A 26,708-nucleotide genomic window follows, 5' to 3' on the forward strand; every position below is an offset into this window, starting at 1 on the left:
TGAAACCATGAATATCGACAGGATTTTACGGTCAGTTGTGGCCGTTCGCGCCTCCATCCCCGAAGATGCCTTTACCGCGAACACGCTGGGCACCCGCCGGGAAGGAAGCGGCGTCGTCATCAGGGAAAACGGGCTGGTGCTGACCATCGGCTACCTGATTACCGAAGCAGACGAAATCTGGCTGACGCGCCATGACGGCAAGGTCGTGCCCGGCCATGCGCTGGCCTACGACCAGGAAACCGGCTTCGGCCTCATCCAGTCGCTGGCGCCTCTCGACCTGCCGGCGCTCGAAATCGGCGACAAGGTCAAGACCAGGGTCGGCGATGCCGTCATCTTCGCCGACGGGCTCGGCGAATTCGTGCAGGCCCATATCGTCGCCAAGCAGGAATTTGCCGGCTATTGGGAATATCTGCTCGACGAGGCGATCTTCATCGCCCCCGCACACCCCTCCTGGGGCGGTGCGGCACTCGTCAGCGACGACGGCAAGCTGCTCGGCATCGGCTCGCTGCGCCTGCAGATGGTGCAGGGCGACGAGGTGGCCGACATCAACATGGTCGTGCCGATCAACCTTCTGCCGCCGATCCTCGACGACCTGCTCAACCGCGGCCAGATCGACCGCCCGCCCCGCCCCTGGCTCGGCGCCTTCTCGGCCGAAAGCAACGGCGAAGTGGTGGTGATGAGCGTTGCCAAGGGCAGCCCCGCCGCGCAGGCCGGCCTGCAGCAGGGCGACGTGATTTCGGAAATTCGCGACGGCGAAGTGGACGGGCTTGCCGATTTCTACCGCAAGGTCTGGAAGAGCGGCCCGGCGGGCGCGGAAATCCCGATGCGCGTGCTGCGCAACGGCCGCGAGGCCTGGCTGCGCATCAAATCCGCCGACCGCAACAGTTTTCTCAAGAAGCCGCTGATGCAATAGTGCCGGCGTCCTTGCCGGCATCCTAGATGTAAAGCGGCGCCATCCGCCGCCAGGCGCCGGCGCGGTGCGCCCTGCCGTCCCAGAAATGCAGCTGGTGGCCGACGCCCTTTTCCGCGAGCAGGCGGCTGAGGTGGCGGTTGTTGTCGAGGAAGGGGTCGTCGTTGCCGATGGTCAGCACGATATCGACCTGCCGCAGCTTCTCCAGCCGCCAGTCGGCGGTGAGCCCCGGCAGGAAATGCGTCGGCATGTGGAAATAGACCGTTTCGTCGTAATAGCCCTCGAAGAGATCGGAAAAGGATTCGACCTTCATCGTCAGGTCGTAACGGCCGGAAAAGGCCACCAGCTTGCGGAAGAGATGCGGGTGGCGGAAGACGAGGCTGGCGGCCTGGAAGGCACCGAGGCTGCAGCCGTGGACGATGGTGCATTCGTGGCCGTTGCGGCTTTCCATCAACGGCAGGACCTCGTTCAGCACATATTCCTCGAACGCGACATGGCGGCGGATGCGCTCGGCCGGGTGGCGGGCGAAATCGTAGAAGGTCTCGCTGGCAAGGCCCTCGATGCAGAAGAGCTGCAGCTGCCCGGCCTCAAGCTTTTCGGCGAGGCTGGCGACGATGCCGAGATGTTCATATTCCCAAAAGCGCCCTTCCCGCGTTGGGAACATCAGGACTTTGGCGCCGGCATGTCCGAACACCAGAAGCTCCATGTCACGATGGAGCCGATCGCTGTACCAGCGCAGATATTCTCGGTTCATAGACCCCTGAAAAACCGCCCGACTCGCTCGCGCAGCGCAGTCTGCTGCACCGCACTATCAGCATAGTCGAAATGGCCGGCGTCCAGGATGAAGATTTCGTTAAATTTTGACTTCGGCAGAGCGTTCGCCACGGCGAACTGACAGGGAGGCGCCACTGCCGGATCGAAGCGTGCGACGGCCGCCAGCATCGGCACGCCGATGCGGGCCGCCGCCGTTGCGGCATCGAAAAGGCGCAGCTTTTCAAAGACATCGGGATGGGTCTTTGCGTATTCCTGCACCGAATGAGCGCTGCCGACGGTCGGCAATGTCAGCCAGCGCTTGCGGTCGCCGAAGGTCGGCACCGTCAGATGGCCGCGCCTGATCCGGCCGTCGAAGGCAATGGCAAGCGCGCCGATGCCGCCGCCGAAGCTGATGCCGCTATAGCCGATATGGCCGTCGATGGCCGGATAGAGCGCAAGCAGGGCGGAAACCGCGACCCAGACATCCTCGACGCAGCCGCCGATGACGTAACGGTCGGGATCGTCGATCTCGTGCAGCACGTGCCAGGGGGCGTCCGGCGAGATCGGCGGGTGGATGCTGCGCGAGGGCATGCCGCGCAGACAGGGAAAGAGGATGGCCGTCTCCTCCACCGGCAGGTCGAATTCCGGCTGGTCGCGGCCGCCGTAACCGTGGCCGACGACCAGGCCGCGCCGGACTTGCCCGTTGCGGGGCGTCAGCAGCCAGCCGCCGATGGCGATGCCGTCGGTGGAGGTGTAGGCGATATCGCGCACCTGCCAGTCCGCATGGGCATCGCCGCCCGGGCTCAGGCGCGGCTCGGGCCGGACCGCGAGCGCCCGGCCATACCGTTTCTGCCAGAAGGCATCGAAGCCCGGCGGGGCTTGCGGCGGGCGGATCGCCTGCAGCCCGGCCAGCGTCATGCCGTAGGTGGGGTCGAAGTCGAAAGGATGGTCTGTCGGGATGCTCATGCGCTTCTGTTGCCGCGAAACGGCGGCCGTCGCAAGGCCCGCGGCCGGTTCCAGCCACAGTCAAACCGGCGGCTGCGGCCGAAATTGCGTGACAGCCCTGCCCGGCTGGTCTTAACTGTCAGGCGCCGCCGGAGCCGACTCGGGCGGCGGCATATCCTGGTCTGCGTTCGTTTCACCGGTCGGAGGGACCGTTTCAAATGAAAATCCTTGTGATCGGCGCGGCCGCGCTCTTGCGTTCGGCTTCACAGCCGGGACATGCCTTGACGACATTATCCGCGTCCGCATCGAGGACGCATTGAACAACAGACTGCCGGAGCCTGCCTGACATGCTGCTTGGAGCCATTGCCGACGATTTCACCGGCGCCAGCGATCTTGCCAATACCCTTGCCCGCGGCGGCATGTCGACGATGCAGTTCGTCGGCCCCGGCCGCGGCAAGGTGAATTGCGAAGCCGGCGTCGTGGCGCTGAAGACGCGCTCGATTTCGGCCGAGGATGCCGTGTGGCAATCGATGGACGCGGCGCGCTGGCTGCTCGACCAGGGCTGCGAGCAGATCTTCTTCAAATATTGCTCGACCTTCGATTCCACGCCCGAGGGCAATATCGGCCCCGTCGCCGAAGCGCTGCAGCGGCTGACGGGCGCCAACGTGACCGTGGTCTGTCCGGCCTTTCCGGCAACCGGCCGGCGGGTCTTCATGGGCCACCTCTTCGTCAAGGACAAGCTGCTGAACGAATCCGGCATGGAGAACCATCCGCTGACGCCGATGACCGATCCGGATATCCGCCGCTGGCTGCGCCTGCAGACGCGCGGCGGCGTCGGCAGCATCACGCTCGATACGGTGCGCGAGGGCTCCGCCGCCATCCGCAGCCGGTTGCGCGACGAGCTGACCGACGGCAACCGCCTCGTCGTCGTCGACGCCATCGAGGATGCCGACCTCCTGACCATCGGCGAAGCGGTCGTCGACCATGCGCTGGTGACGGGCGGATCGGGCCTGGCGCAGGGGCTGGCGCGCAATTTCGCCATGCGCGGCAAACTGTCGGACCTTCCGCCCGACGTGCCGGCCGTCGACGGCCCCGGCGTCATTCTCTGCGGCTCCTGCTCGCTCGCCTCGCAGAACCAGGTCGCCTGCCACCTGCAGAACCATCCCGGCCTTTCCATCGATCCGGCCGCCATCGTGCGCGGCTCCATGTCGGTGGAGCACGCCGCCCGCTGGGTGGCCGCCAACGCGGCCGACAATCCGATCGTCTATTCCACCACCTCGCCCGATGTCGTCAGCTTCGTGCAGCAGCGCTTCGGCCGCGAGGAATCGGCAAGGATCCTCGAAGATTTCTTCGGCAGCCTTGCCAGGCGGCTTGCGGATTCCGGCACGCGCCAGATCGTCGTCGGCGGCGGCGAGACCTCGGGCGCGGTCGTCGAGGCGCTCGGCCTCAAGCAGATGACGATCGGCGCAGAGATCGATCCCGGCGTGCCGGTTCTCGTCTCCGAGCGCGGCCGGCCGATGCGGCCGCTCGGGCTGGCGCTGAAGAGCGGCAATTTCGGATCGCCCGACTTTTTCGCCAAGGCTCTCGACAGGATTGCCGGCCATGAATGAGACAGAATTGCGCCAAGCCATCGTCCGCTGGGGAAAATCGCTGTTCGAGCGGGGGCTTACGGCCGGCTCTTCGGGCAATATCTCGATGAAGACGGCGGACGGTTATCTGGCGACGCCGACCAATTCCTGCCTGGGCTTTCTCGATGCCGAGCGCCTGTCGAAGCTCGACGGCGACGGCAGGCACGTTTCGGGCGATGCGCCGACCAAGGAACTGCCGCTGCATTTCTCCTTCTACGAAAAGCGGCCGCAGACCGGCGCCGTCGTGCATCTGCATTCCACCTATGCGACCGCCCTTTCCTGCCTTGCCGATACCGACCCAAGCGACGCCATTGCGCCGCTGACGCCCTATGTCGTCATGCGCGTCGGCAAGGTGCCGGTCGTGCCCTATACGCGGCCGGGCTCGGCGGACGTGAAGCCGCTGATTGCGCAAATCGCCGGCGAACACAGCGCCGTGCTTCTGGAAAACCACGGGCCGATCGTTTCGGCCGCCACGCTCGATTCGGCCGTCTTCGCCATCGAAGAGCTGGAAGAGGCGGCCAAGCTTTCGATCATCACCCGCGGCATGAAAGTGCGGCATCTGAACGGCGCGCAGATCGCCGATCTCGAAAAGCACTTCAAGCTGCGTTGATTGCGGAGGCAGGGCCGCCGCGCACCTGCCGGAATAGTTCAGGCAAGCTCGATCAGCAGCGCCCGGTGATCGAAAACCTCGGGCGCTTCCACCACTTCGAAACGCTCCACCGTAACCTGCGGCGTCACCAGCATGTAATCGGCAAAGCGACCTTCCTTCGGATAGAGCGAGGTGCGGGTATCGGTAAAACCCCGGCCGGTGACGAGATCGTCGAGGCCGAGGCGGCCGAGCTTTTCAAAGGTTATGCTGTCGGGCAGCACGTTGAAATCGCCGCAGACGACGAGGCGCTCGTCACCCGGCCAGAGGCGCTCGATCAGCTCGACCAGCGCGTCGGCCTGGGCGTGGCGGGCGGGAATATCGCCCTTGCCGGCGGGATCGCGCAGGCCGTGCAGCTGGGCGATGGTGAGCGAAAAGCCGCCGGCGCAATCGAACAGGCGGATGCAATGGGCGTTGCGCGAGCGCGGATGCTCGCCCCAGCCGTCGGGCGAAAAACGACCGTGGATGAAATCCGCCGCCTGGCCGATCACCGGGTATGACCTGCGCACGAAGGTAGCGATGCCGAATTCGGTCGGGCAGGCCCTCGCGCCGTGGTAGAGATCGCCGCGCGCAAACGGGCAGAAATAGCCGTCGTGATCCGGAAGGACGGCGGCGATCTCGTCACAGAGATGGGCGCGCTGCGGCAGCACGATGCCGCCGTCGCGATATTCCAGCCAGTGCGGCGCATCGGCAGCCGAGCGCACCACTTCCTGCAGGCAGAAGACATCGGCATCGGCCGTTGCAAGATAATCGATCAGCGGCGCGTGGACGCTGCCGCCCCAGGCATTCAACGAAACGATACGCAGAGACATGCAGACTCCCTTTCGGGCGGGAGACTAGCAGATTCGCCTGCGGATGCCTCATGGAGCATCAGCGATAGCCGGTATCGTCGGCCGGCCTGCCGGGTTCCTGCACCTCGGCGAGGTAGCGCCAGCAATCCGGCCGGGTGCCGTCGAGATCGGTGAAGCCGTAGGCCTCGGCCAGCTGGAAGCTGGAGAGCGACTGGCCGTTCCACCGGCCGCGGTCGGGATCGGCGGCGAGTGCGGCGACCGCCCGGCCGGTGAAACGCGGCGTTTCCGAGATGACGAAATGCGGCTGGACCTTTGCGCCCTCGCGCCAGTTCTCCTCCGTCACGCCGAAGATTTCGAGCATCATTTCCGAGCGCATCCAGCCCGGCGACAGCGAGACGGCGGTGGCGCCGTGCGGCGCCAGATCCCTGGCATGCGCCCAGGCCATGCGGTTCGTGCCCGTCTTGACCAGATCGTAATAGGGGCAGAGCCGGTAATGGGTGGCGTTATAATCCGCCGTGCCGTCGGTCATCTCCACCAGCAGGCCGCCCGGCCGTTCGATCATCAGCGCCAGAGCGTAACGGGCGGTGATGAAATGGGTGTCGAGCGCAAGCCGCAGCATGCGCAGGCCCTTGTCGAGCGAATGTTCCCAGACCGGCTTGTCCCATTCCGTCAGGTGCTCGCCGCCCCAGATATCGTTGACGAGGATATCGAGCCTGCCCTCTTCGGCGCGGATGCGCTCAACCAGCGCCTCCACCTGTTCGGGCACCAGATGATCCACCTGCACGGCGATGCCGCGGCCGCCGGCCGCGTTTACCAGTTCGGCGGTGTCCTCGATCGTTTCCGGCCGGCCATATTCGGATTGCTGCGTGCGGGTGGTGCGGCCGGTCACATAGACGGTCGCACCCGCCGCGCCCAGTTCCACGGCGATGCCGCGCCCTGCCCCGCGCGTTGCGCCGGCAACAAGCGCCACCTTTCCCTTCAGGTCCACTGTCACTTCGCTGTCCTCCCCGCTAAAAACATCCCGCCGAACCGGCGAACTTGTATATAAACGAATGTTCGTTCATAAATACAGCGAAAGCAAGAGGAGATTTCATGCCGCGCCCGCGCACGCTTTCCGACGAACAGCTGCTGTCGATGGTTCTCGACGTGATCCAGTCCGAGGGGCCGGATGCGGCCACCTTTGCGGCGGTCGCCAGGGCGAGCGGCCTTTCCGGTTCGACGCTGGTGCAGCGCTTCGCCACCAAGGCCGGCATGCTGCGCGCCGCCCTGCTCCATGCCTGGGACCGGCTGGACGCGCAGACGGCGCTGCTTGCCGCGACACTGCCGAAGACAGCGGACGGGGCGATTGCCCTGCTGAGCGGCCTTTCGCAGGACTATGGCGACAATCCCGCCTCCTATGCGGAAGGCCTGCTGCTGCTGCGCGAGGATTTCCGCGATCCGGTGCTGCGCGCCCGAGGTGCGGCCTGGGGTGCGGCGCTGACGGAGGCGCTGGCCGCGCGCTTCGAGGGGACGGCGCAGGCGCGGACCATTGCCCGGCTGATGCTTTCGCAATGGCAGGGGTCGCTTCTGTGGTGGGGCTTTTCGTCCGAGGGCGCGGTTGCCGATTGCGTAGAACGGGAGTTGCGGCTCTTTCTCGCCGCGCTTGAACCCCGGCCAAACTAGGGCCTGCCGCGGGTTTCCGCCCGTTCGCGACCGGGCCGGTCGGCCCGGCAACCTATACGTTCGTGTCCGGGACAGGCCTTGCGCATTCGTGATATAGCGGCAGAGGCTCCAACCAGGAACGGATGCATGTCATCGCCAATGCTGGAAGATCCGCTGTTCCAGTTCGTCGTCCTCGTATTGTTCAGCGCGGCGGCACAATTCATCTTCAGGCGAAACCCGACCTTCCGGCTGATCGCCAACATCTTCTTCTTCGCGCTGCTGACCTCGCTGCTCGTCAAGCACAAGATCGCGCCCTATACGTCGGACATGGGCGAGGCCCAGGACCTGTTCCGGCGCGTCTTCGTCGGGATCGCCAAGGCCGTCTGGTGGATCGGCGGGGCGATGGTGCTGGCAAGCTCGGTGCGGCTCTTCCTGATCTTCGAGCGCATACCGCGCGAAGGGCGGCTGCTGCAGGACCTGCTCGTGGCGATCATCTATGTCGGCGCGGCGCTGTCGGTCGTGTCCTATGTCTTCGACGTCCCGGTCGGCACGCTGATCGCCACGTCGGGCGTCTTCGCCATCGTGCTCGGCCTTGCGCTGCAGAGCACGCTGAACGACGTGTTCTCGGGCATCGCGCTCAATCTCGGGCGGCATTACAGCGTCGGCGACTGGATCGTCCTCGACGACGGCGTGCAGGGCCGCGTGGTGGAGACGAACTGGCGCTCCACCCACCTTCTGAACGGCACCAACGACCTCGTCATCGTGCCGAACAGCGCGCTCGCCAAGGCGCGGCTGACGAACCTGACGAGTCCCGAGGAAGCGCACGGCGTCTCGCTGAAGATCCGGCTGGTGCCGTCGAACACGCCGGCGGCGATCGAGGAGACGATGCGCGCCGTGCTGCTCAGCAGCAACGCCATCCTGAAATCGCCCGCCCCCGTCGTCAGCGTCACCGGGCTCGACAGCAATGCCGTCGAGTTCGAGCTTTCGTTCCGCGTTTCCGGGCTCGGCGAGGCGACCGCCGCCCGCAACGAGATCTACGATCTCATCTATCGTCATGCCAAGGCGGCGGGGCTGCAGCTGGCCTCGCCCGCCGGGTCGCCGGCCGCCCCCGTTGCCGATCCGGCGGAGGCGGCGGGCAAACATCCGAATTCCGCCTGGCGGCTGCTCAACGCCATCCCGCTCTTCTCGACGCTGACGGAAGACGAGAAGGAATCGCTGGCGGCCGACATGAAGCGGCTGAGCTTCCGCAAGGACGCGCTGATCGCGACGCAGGATACGTCGCTGACCTCGCTGATGATCGTGCGGCGCGGCGTTGCCGTGGTGGAGCGCAAGGAAGGCGGCGAGACGATCGAGCTCGCCAGGATCGCGCCCGGCGATCTCTTCGGCGAACGCGGCGTGCTGATGGGGGCGCTGGAGCCGGCCAATATCCGCGCGCTCACATCCGTCGTGGTCTACGAGATCGCCAAGGATCACCTGGCGGCGATCATGCAGGAGCGGCCGGCGCTGGCCGAAGAACTCGGCCTCTTGCTGTCGCGGCGGATCGAAGCCGAAAAACACCATTTCAGCGCCGGCGTGTCGGCCGAAGCCAGCCACCCGACGACGCTTTCGACGCGCATCCGGCACCTGTTCCAGATCCCGCACAGCAGCTGGCAGTAACCGTCAGCCCGCCTTTTCCACCGGCTCCCCGGCATCGTCCCCGACCGTCAATGGCCAGTCGACGACATAATCCTCGAAGTCGTCGAGATCGACATCGTTTTCGCTGACGGTGCGGCCGCGGGCGGAAATGCCGGCAAGGTGGACGGTCTCGGGATCGCCCGAGACGAGCGGATGCCACCAGTAGAGATCGCGGCCCTCATTGACGAGGCGATAGCCGCAGGTCGGCGGCAGCCATTCGATCTCGGGCACGTTTTCCTTGGTCAGCTGCACGCAGTCGGGCACGAAATCCCAGCGGTTGGCATAGCTGGAACAGCGACAGCTTTCGCTGTCGAGCAGCTTGCAGCGGATCGAGGTGAAATAGACGTCGCCGGTATCCCATTCCTCGATCTTGTTGAGGCAACAGAGGCCGCAGCCGTCGCACAGGCTTTCCCATTCCTCGGCATTCATTTCGGCAAGCGTCTTGCGCTTCCAGAAGGGCAGATCGTTCATCGTTCGTTTCTTGCAACAGCCGCCCGCAAATTCGCGTGACGACCGTTCAACTCTCTTGTTCTCGTGCGCAAAATCAACCAATTATTCAACATGCTCCGGCTAACCGGAGAGTCAGGCGGCCCTTTCAGGCCCCGCTCCGGCGTCCGGGTTCAGAACGGCCGCCGAGCGCGATCAGGCGGGAATACAGGACGTGCAGGACCCGGACAACCCCGATAGTGGGACAGATAAACCCGAAGGCGGGCAAGGCAAGACGCCAGGCAGGCGGGAAGGCAAAAACCGCCACCTGCTGCTGCGCATCGATTCGTGGATCGATTCGACTGTCTGGAATGCCGGTTTTCGCGCCGCCGAGATCTGGGAAGACACGACCATCTTCTTCCGCCGCTTCCGCATGCGCGGCTGGAAACGCGCGGTTTTCGAACTGGCCGGCGAAGGGCTGTCGCTGGGCGCGGTCGGCATGGTGCTGATGCTGGCGCTCGCCCAGCCGGCCTTCGAGGCCACCAAGGAAGACTGGCGCAACCGCGGCGATTTCGCCGTCACCTTCCTCGACCGCTACGGCAACGTCATCGGCCATCGCGGCGTCATCCACCAGAATTCCGTGCCGATCGACGAATTGCCGGATTCGCTGATCAAATCGGTGCTGGCGACCGAGGACCGGCGCTTCTTCGACCATTTCGGCATCGACGTGATCGGCCTGTTCCGCGCCATGGTGACGAACGCCCAGGCCGGCGAGGTCGTCCAGGGCGGCTCGACGCTGACGCAGCAGCTTGCCAAGAACCTGTTCCTTTCCAACGAACGCTCGATCGACCGCAAGATCACCGAGGCCTTCCTGGCGCTGTGGCTGGAGGCCAACCTCTCCAAGAAGGAGATCCTCGCCACCTATCTCGACCGCGCCTATATGGGCGGCGGCACGTTCGGAGCGGCGGCGGCGGCGCAATTTTACTTCGGCAAGAACATTACCGACGTGAACCTTGCCGAATCCGCCATGCTGGCCGGCCTGTTCAAGGCGCCGGCCAAATATGCCCCGCATGTGAACCTGCCGGCGGCGCGCGCGCGCGCCAACGAGGTGCTGACCAATCTCGTGCAGAGCGGGCTGATGACCGAGGGACAGGTGATCGCCGCGCGGCGCAATCCCGCCACCGTCGTCGACCGCAACGAGGTGGAATCGCCCGACTTCTTCCTCGACTGGGCATTCGACGAGGTGCAGCGCCTGTCGCCGCGCTTCCACCAGCGCTCGCTGATCGTGCGCACCACGATCGACATGGGCATCCAGCAGGCGGCCGACGATTCCATCGAAACGTCGCTGCGCGAATATGGCGAGGCCTATCACGCCAAGCAGGGCGCGATGGTGATGATCGAGAATGGCGGCGCCGTGCGCGCCATGGTCGGCGGGCGCGACTACGGCGAGAGCCAGTTCAACCGCGCCACCAAGGCGCTGCGCCAGCCGGGCTCCTCCTTCAAGGTCTATACCTATTCGGTGGCCATGGAGAGCGGCATGACGCCGAAGACGACGATCATCGACGCGCCGATCTCCTGGGGCAACTGGAGCCCGCACAATTACGAAAACCGCTATGCCGGCCGCATCACGCTGGAAACCGCGATCGCCCAGTCGATCAACACGATCCCGGTGCGGCTCGCCAAGGAAAAGCTCGGCATCCAGCCGATCCGCGCCATGGCCAAGGCAATGGGCGTGGAAACGCCGATCCGCGACGACGTGACGATCCCGATCGGCACGTCGGAAGTGACGGTGCTCGACCAGGCGACGGCCTATGCCGTGTTTCCGGCCGGCGGCTACCAGTCGCGCCGCCACGGCATCACGCAGATCCTCGATTACGACGGCGACATTCTCTACGATTTCGACCGTGACGAGCCGCCCGCCCAGCGGGTGCTTTCCGAACAGGCCGATACCTACATGAACCAGATGCTGTCGCGCGTGCCCTATGTGGGCACGGCGCGCAAGGCGGCGCTCGACAACGGCATCCTCACCGCCGGCAAGACCGGCACGACACAGGCCTATCGCGACGCCTGGTTCGTCGGCTTCACCGGCAACTACACCTGCGCCGTCTGGTTCGGCAACGACGACTATACCTCGACCAACAACATGACCGGCGGCTCGCTGCCCGCCATGACCTTCAAGCGCGCCATGGACTATGCCCATCAGGGCGTGACGCTGCGCGCCATTCCCGGCGTCGACAACCCGTTCCCCTCGGAAAAGGACGTCGCCAAGGCGCAGGCCAACAAGCCGAAGGACGGCGTGCCGACGCTGATCCGCCCGCGCATGCTCTCCGTGCAATCGACGAACATCCTGAAAGGCATCGGCGAGAAGCTGAAGGATGCCGCGCCGCTCGAAGTGCAGAAGGTGGCGAGCGCCGAGTAGGGATGCGGGCCGTTCAGGCGGCCCGCGGGGTGATCGTCGCCAGATCGCCGCCGATCTCGCGGCGCCTTTCCATCAGATCGTAATCGGCCTGGAGGCCGAGGAAGAAACCTTCCGACAGGCCGAAATAGCGGGCCAGCCGAAGGTCGCTGTCGGCCGTGATGCTGCGCTTGCCCGGCACGATTTCATTGACACGGCGCGGCGGCACGTGGATCGCGCGCGCCAGGGCGTTCTGGCTGAGGTTCAGCGGCTTCAGGAACTCCTCCAGCAGGATCTCGCCCGGATGGGGATTCGCAAGACGAGCGTCTTCAGTCGTGATGATCGACGATTTCGACATGGTGAGCCGTCCCCCCTTCCCGGTTGAAGCAGATGCGCCATTGATCGTTGATGCGGATCGAAAACCGTCCGCGCCGGCTTCCCTTCAGGATTTCCAGCCAATGTCCGGGCGGTATGGGCAGATCGTCCACCCGCCTCGCCTGATTGAGCAGGCGCCGCTTGCGCAGCGCAACGGCCTGGATATCGGGCGGCAATTTCCGGCTTCTTGCGCCGCTCCGGATTCGTTCCGTCCCGGCGTCGGCGAAGCCCGCGATCACGGGTGTTTAGAACGCCCCGTGTCATATGACGCAAGGCGTTATAGCCTTTTGCGCCGGGGACACATCGCCTCACGGCATTCCACCCTGCCAGAATCAGTGATAACCCTTTCAACTGATTTGATCTTCAAGTTTGATCTTCAAGGGCGCAAGGTGTTTCGGTTTCCCCTTTTCATCCTGGTCACGCTGATCGTCGCCTTCGGCGGCGGCATCATGATCTCGCTTTACGCGCTGGATGCGACGCAAGGGTTCGGGGCGATCAAGCTCGGCGCCTGGGAGGCCTTTCCGGAACTCCAGACCGTCGATGCGGATCCCTATGCGAAATCGCACCGGGCGCGCGCCGGCAAGCTGCTCTACGGCAGCGCCGAGGGCCTGACCTTTACCGCCAGCGTGGACGACAGCGGCGAGCGGCTGAACGCCGCCTGCCGCTACCGCATCGTCGGCCAGACGCCGCCGGCGCGGCTGTGGACGCTGTTTACCGCCGACAATTCCGGCAACCCCGCCTCGCTGCAGCAGACCCTGCCGGCGGCGCTGAATTCGTGGACGGTGTTGCGCCAGCCGGACAGCAGCTTCACCATCGACATCGCCACGCGCGCGGCACCCGGCAACTGGCTGGCGCTGCCGCAGGCCGGCACGTTCCGGCTGGTGCTGACGCTGTTCGACACGCCGACGGCCGGCAGTTCCGGCGTGATCGACCTTTCCATGCCGAAGCTGACCAAGATCGGATGCGGCAATGCTTAGGCTGTTCTTCGCGCTGCTGGCCGGGCTTTTCGGGGCGGCACTGCTGCATCTCGTCATTATTCTGGCGCTGCCGCACTTCACCGGGCGCGACGCGGCGACGCGGGTGGAGGCGGAAGGCGATCCGAACAATTTCTACCTGCTGACCGGCCGCTACGACGAGGCGGGGCTTGCCAATGGCGATCCTTTCGTGCGCACCGCCGTCTGCTCCTTCGATGTCGGCGAGGCGCCGGTGCATTTCACCGCCAAGGGCAACGTGCCCTTCTGGTCGATCGCCATCTACGACAGCGCCTCCAACGAGGTCTTCAGCATGAACGACCGCACCTCCGTCGGCGGCGCGCTCGACGTCGTGGCGGCCGGCCCGATCCAGCTGACGGACCTGCGCAAGAACCTGCCGCAGGACCTGCAGCAGACGATCATGGTGGAGATGACGCATCCCGAAGGTTATGCGGTGCTGCGCACGCTGGCGCCGCAGGCAAGCTTCGACGAAGCCGCGCGCGCTTTCCTCACCGGGGCGGGCTGCGACGAACTCGACGTCCGCTAGACGCCATAAGGATCAAGGAATGACCGCCCCGCTATCGCACCGGATGCGCCAAAGCGGGACTGCCGAAATTCAGAACCGGAGTTCAGCGGTTTTCGAAACGGGCCTTGGCCGGTTCAGTCACCGGCATGTAGAGGCTGACCAGCGTTCCCTCCGGATCGCGCAGCTGGAAGGTCTGGTTGCCCCAGGGCAAGAGCTTCGGCGGGTGGACAATCTCGACAAGTCCCTTCAGCCTTTCGAATTCCGCTTCCAGATCGGCCACCTGCAACTCGATGATGGCGGTGCGGTTGGCGCCTGGCTCGGCCGTCCCCTCCTGGAAAAGAGCGACGGTCTCCGCGCTGCCAATGGCGAGGGTCGCGGATGGCGTCACGATCTCGGCGAAGACGGGGGCCAACCAGTCGGCCGTTAGACCCGTGAGCATTTCGTAGAAGGCGACTAGGCGGTTGATGTCCTGCGCGATGAGGCGAAGAGAGGCGAATTTCATTTTGGTCTCCTGTTTCGACCCGATCGATGATCGGAGCAGGAGCCTTGTAGGTGAATGCTGCTGCCAGCATTATGGCAACAGGAGTCAATGAATGCGCAGCGCCGACCGTCTTTTTCAGATCATCCAGATCCTGCGCCGCACATCGCGGCCGATCACGGCTGCGGCCATCGCGGCCGAGATCGAGGTGTCACGGCGCACGGTCTACCGGGATATTGCCGAATTGATCGGCCAGAGGGTTCCGATACAAGGTGAGGCAGGCCTGGGATACCTGCTGGCGGACGACTATGAGATGCCACCGTTGGCGCTGAGCCCGGAAGAGGCCGAGGCGCTCGCGCTCGGGGGGCAATGGGTCGCTCAGCATCCGGATCAGGCACTTGCCCGACTAGCGCAGGACGCCTTGTCGAAGATCCGGTTTGCATTGCCTGAAGGCAGCCGTTTCGTGCTGGAACAGCCGACGCTGGGCATACGTCCCGTCGACACCGCCGCTCGGGAGAAGCTGGATACAACGCCGGTGCGAGATGCGCTTCGGCGGGGACGCGTACTGGCCTTCACCTACCGCACGCTTGAAGGCGCGGCCGGTCAGCGCTGCGTCTGGCCGATCCTTCTAGGCTACGATGACGTACATTGCCTGCTGATCGCCTGGTGCGAACGGCGCGAAGCCATCCGCCATTTCCGCGTCGAACGCATGTCCGACATCAGGGTTCTGGAGCGCAAACCGCCACGGCGTCGTCACGAACTGCTGCGGATATGGGAGGAGATGAGGCGCCGCGTCACGACCGATCTGGCGGCCACGCAGCCCGACGAGCCAGAGTGATCCCGACCCTCTCGTACATGCGGTTCTGCGCGGTCAGAACAATTGGCGCAGGTGTCCGTTGCTCCCGCGTGCAATGGTTTCGCTCGCGAATTCGTGCATCGTGGATGCACCGCGCGGCGTCACGTTGCTTTGACGTTATCTTCCGCAGCCAGTTCGCCCTGATCGTAGATTCGCCTGCATTCCTCGATGCGCGGCAGATTATCCCATATCCAGGTGTTGACGCCCTCAAGTACACGCAACAGTTCCGCGCCCATATCGGTCAATTCATATTCAACGCGCGGGGGGACCTCGGGAAAGTAGTGGCGCGTCACCAGCCCGTCTCGCTCAAGGTTCCGCAGGCTGAGCGTCAACATACGCTGGGTGATCCCGTCGATCGCCGACTGGAGAGCCGAGAAGCGAAGCCTTCGCCCGCTGGCGAGCGACAGATGCCAGATCACTTGAGCGGTCCATTTGTCACCCAGTTTTGCGCAAATGCCGTTGGCCGGATACGGCTTGAAGCGACGGCCGTCATTTGTCTCGTTTCCTGCATTGCTGACCATCGTCTTCTCCAAAACATACATTTTTGTGCCCGAGGCTCAGGAATGTGCCGTCTTCCGGCCTGGCGAAAACCGTATATATGGATAGCCCTTGTCCAACACGAGGGCATCCCATGTCACATGATCGACTTCCGATTCTGGTCTTCGGCGCCACCGGCCGGCAGGGCGGATCCGTTGCCAGGGCACTACTGAAAGCCGGATGGCCTGTCCGAGCCCTTGTGCCCGATCCTTCAAAGCCCGCCTCGCTTGCCCTGCAGCAAGCCGGTGCGGAACTGGTGCGCGGGTCATTCGAAGAGACGGCGACAATCGAGGACGCGATGAAGGGCATATTTGGCGTCTTCAGCGTGCTGCCCGGCAATCTGTCGGCGGAAGACGAGGTCCGTTACGGAAAGACCATCGCCGATCTGGCCGCAAGGAGCCGGATCGATCACTTCATCTATTCCTCGGGCGCGAGCGCCGGTGACAAATTGACGGGCGTTCCGCGCTTCGATGCCAAGCCGCGTATCGAGGAGCATATCCGTAAGCTACCGCTCACCGCCACCATTGTCCGACCGATGATCTTCATGGAAATGCTCGTTCGGCCCGGCTTCGGGCTCGAGGATCGACGGCTGCTCTCTCTGATCCGGCCGGATCACGCAATACAGCTGATCGCGGTGGAAGACATAGGGAAAATCGTTGCGGCGACTTTCGCGGACACGGCCCGGTTTGGTGGCGTGACGATGAAAATTGCCGGCGACAGATTGACCGGCCACGATTTGGCCGCCGCCTTCACCCAGGTTGCCGGCGAACCCATCGTTTATGCCCGGTTTGCGGATGATGTCCTGGCCGCTAATGCCGACCTGGCGCAGATGGCTTCGAGCCTGGAAGACGGTCCGCTTGCCGAGCGCGTCGATTTGAACCTCATGCGCGAACTCAATCCGGAACTCCTCTCGTTCCGGTCCTGGCTTGCCGGCAGCGGCCGGGCCGCGCTCCGTGCCGTGCTGCGGAAGCCCGGCGCGGCCGTGTAGAACCTGTCCCACGGTGCCTCTCTCCGAGCCGGCGACGACAATGCGCCGTCAAAGCCTGGGGTCAAATACCTAGGGTTGTTTTCGTGTCTTACTTGTTCTTGACGCGCGGCGCAGAATGCGCCGGTTTCTTGTCGGACGTTTCGGCGATCCGTTCGTAACGAACGCCGGTGAACCAGAGGATTTTTGCTTCGCCGGGCTCCTTGCCCGTGCGGCGCGGCTCCTCACGCAGCCGATCCGCCAATGCGACTACAATTGCCATTCTCGTCTCCATGCACTGCCCGAGACGGATGAACTTGCGATGGATTTCACCCTGCCCGCCATGCTGCGGGCCAGCGCGTCCTCAGGCGCCGGGTGGACCGGACCGAGGGCATTCGCGCCTTTCTCACGGCACCTGACTGAAATACCGTGATGCTGCGGAGCTTCCACGATCCGTATTCTCCAAATCGCGTCGTTCCTGTCCGAATTGAGACACACGACCGTTAACAGATTACTAATATTCAGCCACTGCTCTCAGCAGTCTGCTCGACGCTGAGATAACGCGCAGAACAGTTGTTTGGTTTCAGTCGCGGCCAAGAAAAGAAGGGCCGCAAGGGGCCGGATAAAATTAGAAACAATTCATATAGTTAATCGCACATGCCCGCAGAATCGGCGGCTGCGGGGCCGCTGTTGCAAATATACGTCACAAAAATATTAATTGCGGCGGGGGCGGCTGCGTGTATTCTGCCCCCATCGGCCGAAAGTTTTCAGGCGTCGGCCGCTTGGGAGATCATACGCGCTCTTGCCGTCGGACGGAGAGCAACCCATGCCCTTTCTGTATAGTTCCGCATTCACGCCGGAAGATCTGGATGTATTGCGCGGCGCGCTGGATGCTTGGTGCGCGGAAAAACATATCGACATCGGAAGCGTCGAAGCGCAGTTCGCCGCCTCGACCGCGCTCGACCTTTACGAATCGGGCCACGACAGTCACGATAAGCTGCTGTCGGCGCTGAGGGGCCGCAAGGGTCTCTAGATTCTTCGCCGGCTATTTATCCACATGGCTGATTGACGCAAATCGCCCCGCTTCCGGGGTGCGCGGATTTATTTTGCCGGCTTACCAAGTCGCGACACGCGAAACGTGTATAATTCTGTTGCATTTTAATAGAATCTTCAGCATGCATTAACCCTGCCGGTGTAGGATTTGTTCATAACCGTATGGTCTGACGCGCGTCCCGCCAGCGCTTGTCGGCCCACGGTTTCCCGCTCGTTCTGCGTTTTTCAGGGTGTTCGTGTGCGTGACCGGTTTCGAGACCTAGAAGGCCCCATGGCCATCAGGAAGAAGGACGTGGTGTTAATGGCGACTGTCAGCAGTTTCGAGAACCTGTCGCATCCGACACGCTCCGAACTGCGCCAGTTTGCCGAACTCTTCATGCCGCTGTTCCAGGCCTCCTCGGAGGAGGCAAGGCGCCAGGCCGTGGCGGCCCTTTCCCAGTGCGAGAACATGCCGGCCGCAGTCGCGCTCTTCATCGGCAACCAGCCGATCGAGGTCGCAGCCCCCTTCCTTACCGCCTCCAAGGCAATCAGCGACGACACGCTGATCACCATCGCGCGCACCCATGGCGCGGCGCATGTGAAGGCGATCGTCAGCCGCGACGCGCTGTCGCCAAAGGTCATCGACGCGCTGGTGGCCTTGCGCCAGGCCGAGCCGCGCCCCTCGGCCGCAGCCCCCGCCGAGCCGCCGGCCATGCCGCTTTCGCCCATGCCGGCGGCAACCGAAGCCGACCAGGAGGAGGCACGGCGCCTTGCCGGTGAAGAGGCGCTGCGCGAGCGCATCCGCGGCCTTGCCGGCCATCTCGGCCGCGATGACGAGGACCGGCTTGGCCTTCGCACGCTCTCTCCCATTCAGGAGGCGCTGCTGGTGCGCTTTGCCCGCACGCGCGAGGCCACGCATTTCGCCACCGCCCTTGCCGATGCGCTGTCGGCCAGCCGGTGGCTGGCCGAGCGCATCATGCTCGACCTCTCGGGCCAGCAGCTCGCCACGACCCTGACGAGCCTCGGCATGGGCTTCCTCGATGCCGTCTTCGTGCTGGAAAAGCTCTATCCGCATCTTGGCGAGGTGCAGCACAATGTCAGCCGCGCCTTCCTCATCCTCGACGCGCTGGACCCGGAAGAGTGCCATGCCCGCGTGGAGGCCTGGCGGCGGGCCGACAGTTATACCTACAATCCGCAAGGCCCCGCCGCCGCCCAGCCGGCGGCCCAGCCGCAGGCTCCGGCCCACCGCTTCACCCGGCAGGCGCCGCTGCGCGATCTGAAGAGCGTCATCCGGGCGCGCTGAACGCATTTGAGGCGAAAGCGGTGCGCCTTCGATGCTCTAGCGCATTGTTTTCCCTGCAATTCCTGGGACTGCTCTAGCCGTTTTGCCGGTCGCGCCGGTACTGCTGCGGCGCAATGCCGTTGATGCGCTTGAACGCATTGCTGAAAGCGCTTTCCGACCGATAGCCCAGCGAATAGGAAATGGCCGCGATCGGCTGCGCGCCCGAGCGCAGCGCCTTGGCGCCCAGCCGCATGCGCCAGCGCAGCAGGTAGTCGAGCGGCGACATGCCGGCAAGCTTGCGGAACCGCAGCGCGAAATTGGAGCGCGACATGCCGGCGGCTTCGGCCAGATCCTGCAGCCGCCAGTTCCGTGCGGGATCGCCGTGCAGCAGCCGGATCGCCGCGCCGATGCGCCGGTCGCCCAGGGCCTGCAGCCAGCCGGGCGTTGCCGCCTCCGCCTGATCGAGCCAGACGCGGATGAGCTCGACGAAGAGAAGCTGGGCCAGATGATCGGCTGCAACCGAGCCGCCGGGGCGCTTCTCGTCCCATTCCTCGCCCAGCCGCGCCAGCAGCCAGCGGATGGCGGCCGCCTGTCGCGACCTGCCGCTGACGAAGAGGATCGGCGGCAGTGCATCGAGCAGCAGGCCGGCATCGACATCGTCGAAAGTCACGCGCCCGCCGACCGCAAACAGTCCCTCGCCCGGCAGGTCGGGACGGATGCAGGCGGTGTGGTCGGGGCCGAACACCTCGGAGGGCGAAACAGGCGGCAGCGACGGGTCGCTGCAGAGGACATGCGCGCCGCAATTGACGAGCAGGAAACAGTCGCCGGCCTCCAGCCGGCGTGCCTGCCCGCCCTCCGAGACGAGATAACAGCCGCCTTCCAGCACGGCATTGAACTTCACCCCATCGGAGGCGAAGCGGATCGACCAGTCGCCCCTGGCCCGGAGACTGGCCGACAGCAGGCTCCTGGCCGAGAGCAGCGAGAGGACATCGGAAAGGGGGTCGGCAGCCAGCATTTAGGACGATCACGCAAGCAGATTGGATTTCAGCGCATGGATCATCCTACATCCGATGGTCTAGGTCTAGCCTCGACCACTGACAAAACAGATGCGAGGATTTGATGCCGACATCCCAATATCCCCTTCCCTCCGGGTTCAGCCGCGCAACGACGGCAGCAGAAGCGCTCGGCCATGCCGATCTCACCGGCAGGCTTGCCGTCGTCACCGGCGGTTATGCCGGCCTCGGCCTGGAGACTGTGCGCGTGCTGTCGAAGGCGGGGGCGTCGATCGTCGTGCCGGCGCGCGATACCGCCAAGGCCGAAGCGGCGCTCAAGGGCCTGCCGCGGATCGAGATCCGCCCGCTCGACCTTGCCGACCCGGCTTCGATCGATGCTTTCGGGCAGGAATTTGCCGCCAGCGGCCGGCCGCTCGATCTTTTCATCGGCAATGCCGGCGTCATGGCCACGCCGCTTGCCCATGACGGCAGGGGCTTCGAACGGCAGTTCGCGACCAACCATCTCGGCCATTTCCAGCTTGCCGCATGGCTCTGGCCGGCGCTGAAACGCGCCGGCAAGGCCCGCGTCGTGGCGCTGTCGTCGGGCGCGCATCGCTTCTCGGCCATCGATTTCGACGACCCGAACTACCGGCACCGCCCCTATGACGCCTGGAAGGCCTACGGCCAGTCGAAGACCGCCAACGCGCTCTTCGCGCTCGAACTCGACCGGCGCGGGGCGGAACACGGCGTGCGCGCCTTCTCGGTTCACCCCGGCTCGATCAGGACGGAACTGACCCGCTACGTCTCGGATGCGGATATGGAGGCGATCGGCTTCCGCGATGCCGACGGCAATATCCCGGCGCATATCGCCGCCCTCTTCAAGACGATCGAACAGGGAGCGGCGACCACGGTCTGGTGCGCGACGAGCCGCCAGCTCGACGGCATGGGCGGCGTCTATTGCGAGGATTGCGACATTGCCGAGGCGCTGCCGGCCGACACGAAGGAGCTGCGCGGCGTCATGCCCTGGGCGATGGACACCGAGGCGGCCGCACGGCTCTGGACGCTCAGCGAAAGGCTTCTCGGCATCACCTTCGCGTGAGCCTTTCCCGGTCGGATTGATGCGCCCGGCCGGGCAGTTCCAGCCGGCGCGTGATGCCGACCATGTCCAGGAACACCGCGTCATGGCTGACGATCAGCAGCGCGCCGTCATAGGCCCTGAGACCGGCTTCGACGGCGGCGACGGAATCGATGTCGAGGTGGTTGGTCGGCTCGTCGAGGATCAGCAATGACGGCGGCGTCGCGCCGCCGAGAACGCAGGCAAGGCCGGCGCGCAGAAGCTGGCCGCCCGACAGGGTCGAGACGATCTGCAGCGCCGCATCGGCCCGGAACATGAAGCGGGCAAGTGCGGCGCGGCAGGCATTCTCATCCGATTGCGGGTTCAGACGCCGGAAATTGTCGCGGATCGAGGCGGCGGGATCGAGCAGGCTGACGCGCTGGTCGAGCATGGAGACGGAGGCCAGCACATGGACCGTTCCCTCCCACGGCTGCAGATCGCCCGAAACGAGCGCAAGCAGCGTCGTCTTGCCCGAGCCGTTGGGGCCGGTCAGGGCGATGCGTTCGGGGCCGGATATATCGAAGGAGAGTTTGCGGATGACGGGCTCGCCCGCCGTGTAGCCGGCCGTGACGGCATCGATCTTCAGCACCGTCCGCGCCGGCGGCAGGCCGGTCGACGGCAGCCTGACGGAGAGCGGCTGCAGGACCTCGATGCGCCTGCGCGCCTCCTCGGCATCGGCGAGCGCCTGCGCGTGCCGCCGCTCGGCAAGGCGGGCATTCTCGCCGCTGGTATTCTCCGCCTGCCGTTTCAGGCCGCCGGCGACGATGCGCGGCATGTCGCCCCGCGCCGCCTTCCTCTTGCCGGCGCTGTCCTTGCGGGCCTTGCGCTCGGCCGTCTCCTGGGCGCTGCGGGCCACGTCCGCCACGCGTTTCCTGGCATCGGCCAGATCGTGCTCGGCGGCGGCAAGCTCCAGCGCCTTGCGGGCGCGGTAATCGCTCCAGTTTCCGCCGTAGCGGGTGGCGCCGAGCGTCGTCAGCTCGACAATGGCGTCCATCGTCTCCAGGAGCTCCCGGTCATGGCTGACGACGAGCGCACCCTGGCGCCAGCCGCCGAGAAGCGAAATCACCGCCTGGCGCCCGTCCCGGTCCAGATTGTTGGTCGGCTCGTCGAGAATGAGGAAGTCCGGCTCCTCGAAGATCAGGGCGGCAAGGGCTGCGCGGGTGCGCTGGCCGCCGGATAGCGCGGCCAGCAGCGTCTGCGGGCCGGCGGCAAGGCCCGATCGTTCCAGCGCGGCTGCGACGCGGGCTTCGAGCGTCCAGTCGGCAGCCGCAAGCTCGTCGGCGCTCGCCTGTCCGCTTTCGGCGCGCGCGAGAACGGCAAGCGCCTGCGTGGCGCCGAAGAGATCGGCAACGGTCTCGTCCGGCCGGACCTGCACGCTCTGGCGCAGGATGCCGATCGTGCCGCTGACGGCAACGGAGCCCGTCTGCGGCTGCAGCTCGCCGGCGATCAGCTGCAACAGCGTGCTCTTGCCGACGCCGTTGCGGCCCACGAGGCCGGTGCGCTCGGCGCCGAAGCTCAGGTCGATATTGGAGAAAAGCGGCCGGCCGTCAGGCGTGGACCACGAAAGATTGGAAAGGGTAACGGATGCAGGCATGGAAATCCCCGATGGCAAGGCAAATTGGCGTTGCGATCAGGTTCGTATCCATGGAGCACCGTCCTGCTGGTATTGCGGATGGCGGCAAAATAGCCGGGAACCGGCATCGATTCAAGGCGGGGTCAGCCGGCGAGCGGAATGAGGTCCGAGATCTCGTCCGCTTCCAGTTCGACGATCCAGAGGTCGGGATCGAACTTGCGCTCGCGCTCCAGCATCTCGCGCACGCTGTCGGGCTCGGCGCGTTCCAGCCTGATTTCGAACAGGCGCTCGCCGCTGCTCTCCTCGTCGAATAAACTCTGCGGGGCCGGCGCATAGAGGGTTTCGAGCCCGTCGCGGAAGCGCTGGCGGATGAAGATGGCGCCGGCTTCCTCCGCGCCCTTCTTCTCCACGGCGGCAAAATCGCCCGCCGAGAAGACCCTGCGGACAAGAGCGGAAACGTAGATATCGGCGCGCAATCTCATCGGCGCGGTATAGACCGCGCGGACGGTGGCGGCAACGCTATACCTTCACCGCCAGCCGCAGCCCGCCCCAATGCCGGCCGCCGACGGTGATCGGGGCGGAAATATCCTTCATCATGACGAAATTGCCGCCGCCCATGTCCCGCCGGTAGGTCTGGACGAGGAAGGGCGCGGTGCTCCTGCCGGCGGCAAGGCCGACGCGATCGTTGAAGATGCGGCGATTGCGGCAGTTGGCCGTGTTCCAGACCGTATCGCCCGGCCGCTGCGGCTCGGAGAACTTGCGGTTATGGGTCGGCAGGTAGCCGTTTTCATCGACGGCGGCGCAGAAGGCGATGCGCTCGTGCGAGGCGGCGACCGGCTCCTGGATCGGCGGCAGAAGGCGGTCGGCAAGTTCGGTGAAGGGGGCCATCATCTGCACCGGGTCGGTGCCCGGTATCGGCTGGTACTGGCGGCTGAACAGGCTCTCCATGCCGATCGCGCCTTCTGCGACGGCCCGTTCCAGAACGGAGGATATCTGGCCGGCGACGGATTGGGCCTGTTCGATCCAGTGGCGGTCGGCGGTCTCGACGCCGGCGCTCGCGGTCAGCTGGATCAGCGTTTCCGACAGGCCGACGACGCTCTCGACGCGTTTTGCCGCCTGCTGCAGCCGGCCGTTGGAATCCAGCACCTCGGCGGACATTTCGCCGAGCGTGGCGACGAAGCCGGCGCAATCGCGGTCCACCGCCTCGGTCGTATTGGCCATGACGGCGGAGGAATCGAGGATGCGGGTGATGACATGCTCCATGCTTTCAAAGGCGCCGCGCATCGCCTCGGACTTTTCGCTGACGCCGGCTGCGCTCTTGCGCGCCCCGCCGCCGACGGCCGAGAGACGGTCGATCTTAACGCGAAGCTGCTCCAGCGTTTCCTGAATGGAGGCCGTCGCCTTGGAGGTCTGCAGCGACAGGGCGCGGATCTCGGAGGCGACGACGGCAAAGCCCTTGCCCGCCTCGCCGGCGCGGGCGGCCTCGATTGCGGCGTTGAGCGCCAGAAGATTGGTCTGGCGGGCGATGGTGCCGATTTCGGCGGCCACCTTGTCCACGTCGGTCAGCGAACGGGAGAAGCCGGCAATTTCCGTGCTGATCTCGTCCGAGGACTGGACCATGTGCCGGATTTCCTCGACCGAGCCGGTGAGGCGATCGGCCGATTCCTTCAGCATGCGGCGCGCCTGCGTGGCGGTGCTGTCGGTCTCGCGCAGCGAAACGGCGACGGAGCGGTTGGTTTCGGCGATGGAAAGGGCCGCGCGGGTGACGTCGTCGAAGGCGGCGGCATGGCGGGCCGACATCGCCGCCATGTCCTGGATGGCGCCGGCTATGTCGACGAGGTCGACGCCAAGCGTGGAGGCCTCTTCGGCGAGGCGCGAGAGGATATGGCGCAGCGCCGCGCGATCCGGCCCATCCGGCTCCTCGGCCGCATTTGCGGCATTCTCCCCCACCGCCTTCAACGCCTGCATGATCGAGCTCCCCCAAGCTACATTAGGGAAGCTTCAGACAACGTGGTTAACAATTGGCTAAGAATGTCGCGGCTTATACTTAGGTCGCATGGCCGCCGTGCTTCGGCTGTTTCTTCAGCTCGGTGTCAGGCCCGTCAGTCTTTCGCTCATCTGCCAGAGCCGTTCGGCAAGCTCCGGGTCGGTCGCCCAGGGGCGCACGCCGAGCATCGCGTCGGAATCGGCGGGCACGGCCGTCGCGATATCGCAGTTTTCGCAATAGACGCCGCCCATGCCTTCGAGCTTTTCGCTGACGGCGCACCAGATGGTGGTCGCCGCTCCCTGGGCGATGGTCTTCTTGTTGTTTTCGGGGTCGATGACCGGGTTGCCGTCGGCATCGACAAAGCCCGTCGATTGCAGATATTCGCGCGACTGGTGGCGGACGAGATCGGTCGTGACGATGCCGCCCGGATGCAGCGAGAAGGCGCGCACGCCCTCCCTCGCCCCCAGAGCGTCCAGGGAGACGGCAAAGAGCGCATTGGCCGTCTTCGACTGGCCGTAGGCCGTATAGGGCTGGTATTGCCGGTTCTCGAACATCGGATCGTCGAAATCGACGCCGGCGCGGATATGGCCGCGCGAGGAAACGGCGACGACGCGGGCGCCTTCCGCCTTCACCAGCGCCGGCCAGAGGCGGGCGGCAAGCTGGAAATGGCCGAGATGGTTGGTGGAAAACTGCGATTCGTAGCCGCGGCTGTCGCGCGTCAGCGGATTGGCCATAACGGCGGCATTGTTGATGAGCAAATGCAGCGGCTCGCCCCCTTCCAGGAAACGGTCGGCGAAATCGTCGATCGTGTCGGGGTCCATCAGGTCCATATAATCGAGTTTCAGACCCGGAACGATTTCGGCGGCCGCCCGCGCCTTCTCGATATTGCGGGTGGGAACGATGACCTTGGCGCCGGCTGCCAGCAATACACGGGCAGTTTCGAGGCCGAGGCCGGCATAACCGCCGGTGACGATCGCCACCTTGCCGGAAAGATCGTGGCCGGCAATCACCTCTTGCGCCGTGGACGCTGCGCCGAAGCCGGAGCCGATGGGAGCCTGGGGAGTGGACATGGACTGTCTCCTTTTCTGTCTGGAGAAGATCTATGTCCGGCAGGCGGGATTCTGAATGCTTGTAAATCCCGATTTCTTGCGCCATCGTACAAAGATGACAAGCGATCCGCTCTCCGAAATGCTCAGCCTGCTCGATGCCCGCTGCCTGATGGCCGGCGGGCTGATTGCCGGCGGCGCCTGGGCGCTCGCCTTTCCGCAGCCGAACCGCATCAAGATCAGCGCCGTCGCCAAGGGGCGCTGCTGGCTGGCGCTCGACAATGGCAGCGCGCCGATCCTGCTCGAAGCGGGCGACGTGATATTGCTGAACGGCAAGCATTCCTTCGTGCTGGCAACGGATCTGGCGCTGACGCCCACCGACGCCGTGACCGCCTTCCGGGAAAAGAGGGTCAACGGCATGGCGCGCCACGGCACGGGCGAGGATTTCCTCTATATCGGCGGGCATATCGCGCTCGGGCCGACCGGCATGGAGCTGCTGCTCGACGTGCTGCCGCCGGTCATCCATGTGCGGGCAGCCCTTGCGGAAGCCGGCGTGCTGCGCTGGCTGCTCGACCAGCTGGTGCGGGAAATGGCGGCGGGCAAGCCGGGCGCATTGCTGGCCTCGGCCCAGCTTTCGCAGCTCATCTTCGTGCAGGTGCTGCGCGCCCATATCATGACGTCGGAGCCCTTGACGGTCGGCTGGCTGCGCGCCTTCGGCGACGAGAAGATCGCGCCGGCGCTGAGGCTGATGCATTCGGACCCGGCGCATGACTGGCAGCTGGGAGAGCTTGCGAAATCGGCCGGCATGTCGCGGACCAGTTTTGCGCTGCGCTTCAAGACGGTCGCCGGCGTCGCCCCGCTGACCTATCTCACCGCCTGGCGCATGCGGCTGGCCGAGCGCGCCCTGCGCGAGGGCTCCATGCCCGTCTCCTCGCTGGCGCTTTCGCTCGGCTACACTTCGGAAAGCGCCTTCAGCAATGCCTTCAAGCGCGTGACCGGCATCGCGCCGAAGCGCTACCGGACCTCGGCCGCCATCGATATCGGGCCGATCGAAGAAGTGGTCGACGTCGAAGGGCGGGCGCCGACGGCAGATTACCGGCCGCCGCGGCCGGCTGCCGCTTCGCCGGGGGCGGCACGGCAGGGCTGAGCCGGCCGCGCCGGCGCCA

The 26,708-nt window shown here is 65.2% G+C and carries 29 protein-coding genes; 14 read left to right on the forward strand and 15 right to left on the reverse strand.

What is annotated here, in order from left to right; all coding sequences use genetic code 11:
- Positions 1-7 precede the first annotated feature (7 nt).
- On the forward strand, positions 8-913 hold the full coding sequence (locus tag ACFPWW_RS21185; RefSeq protein WP_112568784.1) for a S1C family serine protease: 906 nt from the start codon (positions 8-10) through the stop codon (positions 911-913).
- 22 nt (positions 914-935) lie between these two features.
- On the opposite strand, the gene ACFPWW_RS21190 is transcribed toward ACFPWW_RS21185, so the two are convergent.
- Both ACFPWW_RS21190 and ACFPWW_RS21195 read right to left on the reverse strand, forming a co-directional pair.
- Entirely contained in the window at positions 936-1,664 is a 729-nt protein-coding gene (locus tag ACFPWW_RS21190) for an esterase family protein (RefSeq protein WP_377313140.1), read from the reverse strand.
- On the reverse strand, positions 1,661-2,629 hold the full coding sequence (locus ACFPWW_RS21195; protein WP_377313141.1) for an acetylxylan esterase: 969 nt from the start codon (positions 2,627-2,629) through the stop codon (positions 1,661-1,663). The genes ACFPWW_RS21190 and ACFPWW_RS21195 overlap by 4 nt, the downstream gene beginning before the upstream one ends.
- A gap of 326 nt (positions 2,630-2,955) precedes the next feature.
- Here ACFPWW_RS21195 and otnK point away from each other — a divergent pair, with 326 nt between their 5' ends.
- Entirely contained in the window at positions 2,956-4,218 is a 1,263-nt protein-coding gene (gene otnK / locus ACFPWW_RS21200; RefSeq protein ID WP_377313142.1) for a 3-oxo-tetronate kinase, read from the forward strand.
- Positions 4,211-4,846: an aldolase gene (locus ACFPWW_RS21205; RefSeq protein ID WP_377313143.1), complete on the forward strand. Its 636-nt coding sequence runs from the start codon at positions 4,211-4,213 to the stop codon at positions 4,844-4,846. The genes otnK and ACFPWW_RS21205 overlap by 8 nt, the downstream gene beginning before the upstream one ends.
- 38 nt (positions 4,847-4,884) lie before the next feature.
- Here the strand turns inward: ACFPWW_RS21205 and ACFPWW_RS21210 are convergent, their stop codons facing one another.
- On the reverse strand, positions 4,885-5,694 hold the full coding sequence (locus tag ACFPWW_RS21210; RefSeq protein ID WP_377313144.1) for an endonuclease/exonuclease/phosphatase family protein: 810 nt from the start codon (positions 5,692-5,694) through the stop codon (positions 4,885-4,887).
- Between the two features lie 58 nt (positions 5,695-5,752).
- Positions 5,753-6,667: an SDR family oxidoreductase gene (locus tag ACFPWW_RS21215; protein ID WP_377313145.1), complete on the reverse strand. Its 915-nt coding sequence runs from the start codon at positions 6,665-6,667 to the stop codon at positions 5,753-5,755.
- A 98-nt stretch (positions 6,668-6,765) separates the two neighbouring features.
- Between ACFPWW_RS21215 and ACFPWW_RS21220 the strand changes: the two genes are divergently transcribed.
- Positions 6,766-7,335 (forward strand): TetR family transcriptional regulator, encoded by a 570-nt coding sequence (locus tag ACFPWW_RS21220; protein WP_377313146.1) that lies wholly within the window; start codon positions 6,766-6,768, stop codon positions 7,333-7,335.
- 126 nt (positions 7,336-7,461) lie between these two features.
- A complete protein-coding gene (locus ACFPWW_RS21225) occupies positions 7,462-8,970 on the forward strand; it encodes a mechanosensitive ion channel family protein (protein ID WP_112568683.1) in 1,509 nt (502 codons plus the stop codon).
- 3 nt (positions 8,971-8,973) lie between these two features.
- Here ACFPWW_RS21225 and ACFPWW_RS21230 read toward each other — a convergent pair whose 3' ends face one another.
- Positions 8,974-9,459 (reverse strand): YcgN family cysteine cluster protein, encoded by a 486-nt coding sequence (locus ACFPWW_RS21230; RefSeq protein WP_112568681.1) that lies wholly within the window; start codon positions 9,457-9,459, stop codon positions 8,974-8,976.
- 190 nt (positions 9,460-9,649) lie between these two features.
- On the opposite strand from ACFPWW_RS21230, the gene ACFPWW_RS21235 reads away from it, so the two are divergent.
- Complete coding sequence (locus ACFPWW_RS21235) at positions 9,650-11,833, forward strand: transglycosylase domain-containing protein (RefSeq protein ID WP_112705426.1); 2,184 nt, start codon at positions 9,650-9,652, stop codon at positions 11,831-11,833.
- Positions 11,834-11,846: 13 nt separating this feature from the next.
- Here the strand turns inward: ACFPWW_RS21235 and ACFPWW_RS21240 are convergent, their stop codons facing one another.
- Both ACFPWW_RS21240 and ACFPWW_RS21245 read right to left on the reverse strand, forming a co-directional pair.
- Positions 11,847-12,167: a HigA family addiction module antitoxin gene (locus tag ACFPWW_RS21240; RefSeq protein ID WP_377313147.1), complete on the reverse strand. Its 321-nt coding sequence runs from the start codon at positions 12,165-12,167 to the stop codon at positions 11,847-11,849.
- Complete coding sequence (locus tag ACFPWW_RS21245; RefSeq protein WP_377313148.1) at positions 12,139-12,423, reverse strand: type II toxin-antitoxin system RelE/ParE family toxin; 285 nt, start codon at positions 12,421-12,423, stop codon at positions 12,139-12,141. Before ACFPWW_RS21245 ends, ACFPWW_RS21240 begins: the two co-directional genes overlap by 29 nt.
- A gap of 150 nt (positions 12,424-12,573) precedes the next feature.
- On the opposite strand from ACFPWW_RS21245, the gene ACFPWW_RS21250 reads away from it, so the two are divergent.
- Positions 12,574-13,161: a DUF1214 domain-containing protein gene (locus ACFPWW_RS21250; RefSeq protein ID WP_112568780.1), complete on the forward strand. Its 588-nt coding sequence runs from the start codon at positions 12,574-12,576 to the stop codon at positions 13,159-13,161.
- Positions 13,154-13,702, forward strand: coding sequence for a DUF1254 domain-containing protein (locus ACFPWW_RS21255; RefSeq protein ID WP_112568673.1), 549 nt, complete (start codon positions 13,154-13,156; stop codon positions 13,700-13,702). Before ACFPWW_RS21250 ends, ACFPWW_RS21255 begins: the two co-directional genes overlap by 8 nt.
- A gap of 82 nt (positions 13,703-13,784) precedes the next feature.
- On the opposite strand, the gene ACFPWW_RS21260 is transcribed toward ACFPWW_RS21255, so the two are convergent.
- Positions 13,785-14,183 (reverse strand): VOC family protein, encoded by a 399-nt coding sequence (locus tag ACFPWW_RS21260; protein ID WP_377313149.1) that lies wholly within the window; start codon positions 14,181-14,183, stop codon positions 13,785-13,787.
- A gap of 91 nt (positions 14,184-14,274) precedes the next feature.
- On the opposite strand from ACFPWW_RS21260, the gene ACFPWW_RS21265 reads away from it, so the two are divergent.
- Positions 14,275-14,997, forward strand: coding sequence for a helix-turn-helix transcriptional regulator (locus ACFPWW_RS21265; RefSeq protein WP_377313150.1), 723 nt, complete (start codon positions 14,275-14,277; stop codon positions 14,995-14,997).
- A gap of 119 nt (positions 14,998-15,116) precedes the next feature.
- Here the strand turns inward: ACFPWW_RS21265 and ACFPWW_RS21270 are convergent, their stop codons facing one another.
- Positions 15,117-15,536, reverse strand: coding sequence for a winged helix-turn-helix transcriptional regulator (locus ACFPWW_RS21270; protein ID WP_377313151.1), 420 nt, complete (start codon positions 15,534-15,536; stop codon positions 15,117-15,119).
- A gap of 44 nt (positions 15,537-15,580) precedes the next feature.
- On the opposite strand from ACFPWW_RS21270, the gene ACFPWW_RS21275 reads away from it, so the two are divergent.
- Positions 15,581-16,540, forward strand: coding sequence for an NmrA/HSCARG family protein (locus ACFPWW_RS21275; RefSeq protein ID WP_377313152.1), 960 nt, complete (start codon positions 15,581-15,583; stop codon positions 16,538-16,540).
- Between the two features lie 88 nt (positions 16,541-16,628).
- On the opposite strand, the gene ACFPWW_RS21280 is transcribed toward ACFPWW_RS21275, so the two are convergent.
- Positions 16,629-16,799: a hypothetical protein gene (locus ACFPWW_RS21280; protein WP_377313153.1), complete on the reverse strand. Its 171-nt coding sequence runs from the start codon at positions 16,797-16,799 to the stop codon at positions 16,629-16,631.
- 543 nt (positions 16,800-17,342) lie between these two features.
- On the opposite strand from ACFPWW_RS21280, the gene ACFPWW_RS21285 reads away from it, so the two are divergent.
- Both ACFPWW_RS21285 and ACFPWW_RS21290 read left to right on the forward strand, forming a co-directional pair.
- Positions 17,343-17,549, forward strand: a complete 207-nt coding sequence (locus ACFPWW_RS21285) for a hypothetical protein (protein ID WP_112568663.1) — start codon at positions 17,343-17,345, stop codon at positions 17,547-17,549.
- Positions 17,550-17,807: 258 nt separating this feature from the next.
- Positions 17,808-18,851, forward strand: a complete 1,044-nt coding sequence (locus tag ACFPWW_RS21290) for a DUF2336 domain-containing protein (RefSeq protein ID WP_112757924.1) — start codon at positions 17,808-17,810, stop codon at positions 18,849-18,851.
- Positions 18,852-18,924: 73 nt separating this feature from the next.
- Here the strand turns inward: ACFPWW_RS21290 and ACFPWW_RS21295 are convergent, their stop codons facing one another.
- The gene (locus tag ACFPWW_RS21295) at positions 18,925-19,845 is read right to left on the reverse strand and encodes an AraC family transcriptional regulator (RefSeq protein WP_377313154.1); all 921 of its coding nucleotides are present in this window, start codon (positions 19,843-19,845) and stop codon (positions 18,925-18,927) included.
- Positions 19,846-19,949: 104 nt separating this feature from the next.
- On the opposite strand from ACFPWW_RS21295, the gene ACFPWW_RS21300 reads away from it, so the two are divergent.
- Positions 19,950-20,921, forward strand: a complete 972-nt coding sequence (locus tag ACFPWW_RS21300) for an oxidoreductase (protein ID WP_377313155.1) — start codon at positions 19,950-19,952, stop codon at positions 20,919-20,921.
- Here ACFPWW_RS21300 and ACFPWW_RS21305 read toward each other — a convergent pair.
- The 4 genes from ACFPWW_RS21305 to ACFPWW_RS21320 all read right to left on the reverse strand — a co-directional run bounded on the left by ACFPWW_RS21305 (position 20,908) and on the right by ACFPWW_RS21320 (position 25,566).
- Positions 20,908-22,530, reverse strand: coding sequence for an ABC-F family ATP-binding cassette domain-containing protein (locus ACFPWW_RS21305; protein WP_377313156.1), 1,623 nt, complete (start codon positions 22,528-22,530; stop codon positions 20,908-20,910). The genes ACFPWW_RS21300 and ACFPWW_RS21305 overlap by 14 nt on opposite strands.
- 122 nt (positions 22,531-22,652) lie before the next feature.
- Positions 22,653-22,991, reverse strand: a complete 339-nt coding sequence (locus tag ACFPWW_RS21310; protein ID WP_377313157.1) for a DUF1491 family protein — start codon at positions 22,989-22,991, stop codon at positions 22,653-22,655.
- 37 nt (positions 22,992-23,028) lie between these two features.
- Positions 23,029-24,477, reverse strand: a complete 1,449-nt coding sequence (locus tag ACFPWW_RS21315; protein ID WP_112705435.1) for a methyl-accepting chemotaxis protein — start codon at positions 24,475-24,477, stop codon at positions 23,029-23,031.
- Positions 24,478-24,591: 114 nt separating this feature from the next.
- Entirely contained in the window at positions 24,592-25,566 is a 975-nt protein-coding gene (locus ACFPWW_RS21320; protein ID WP_377313158.1) for an oxidoreductase, read from the reverse strand.
- 55 nt (positions 25,567-25,621) lie between these two features.
- On the opposite strand from ACFPWW_RS21320, the gene ACFPWW_RS21325 reads away from it, so the two are divergent.
- Positions 25,622-26,689, forward strand: coding sequence for an AraC family transcriptional regulator (locus ACFPWW_RS21325; RefSeq protein ID WP_377313159.1), 1,068 nt, complete (start codon positions 25,622-25,624; stop codon positions 26,687-26,689).
- The last annotated feature ends 19 nt before the right edge of the window (positions 26,690-26,708 follow it).

The organism is Rhizobium sp. GCM10022189 (genome assembly GCF_042656325.1).
Classification (GTDB): Bacteria; Pseudomonadota; Alphaproteobacteria; order Rhizobiales; family Rhizobiaceae; genus Rhizobium.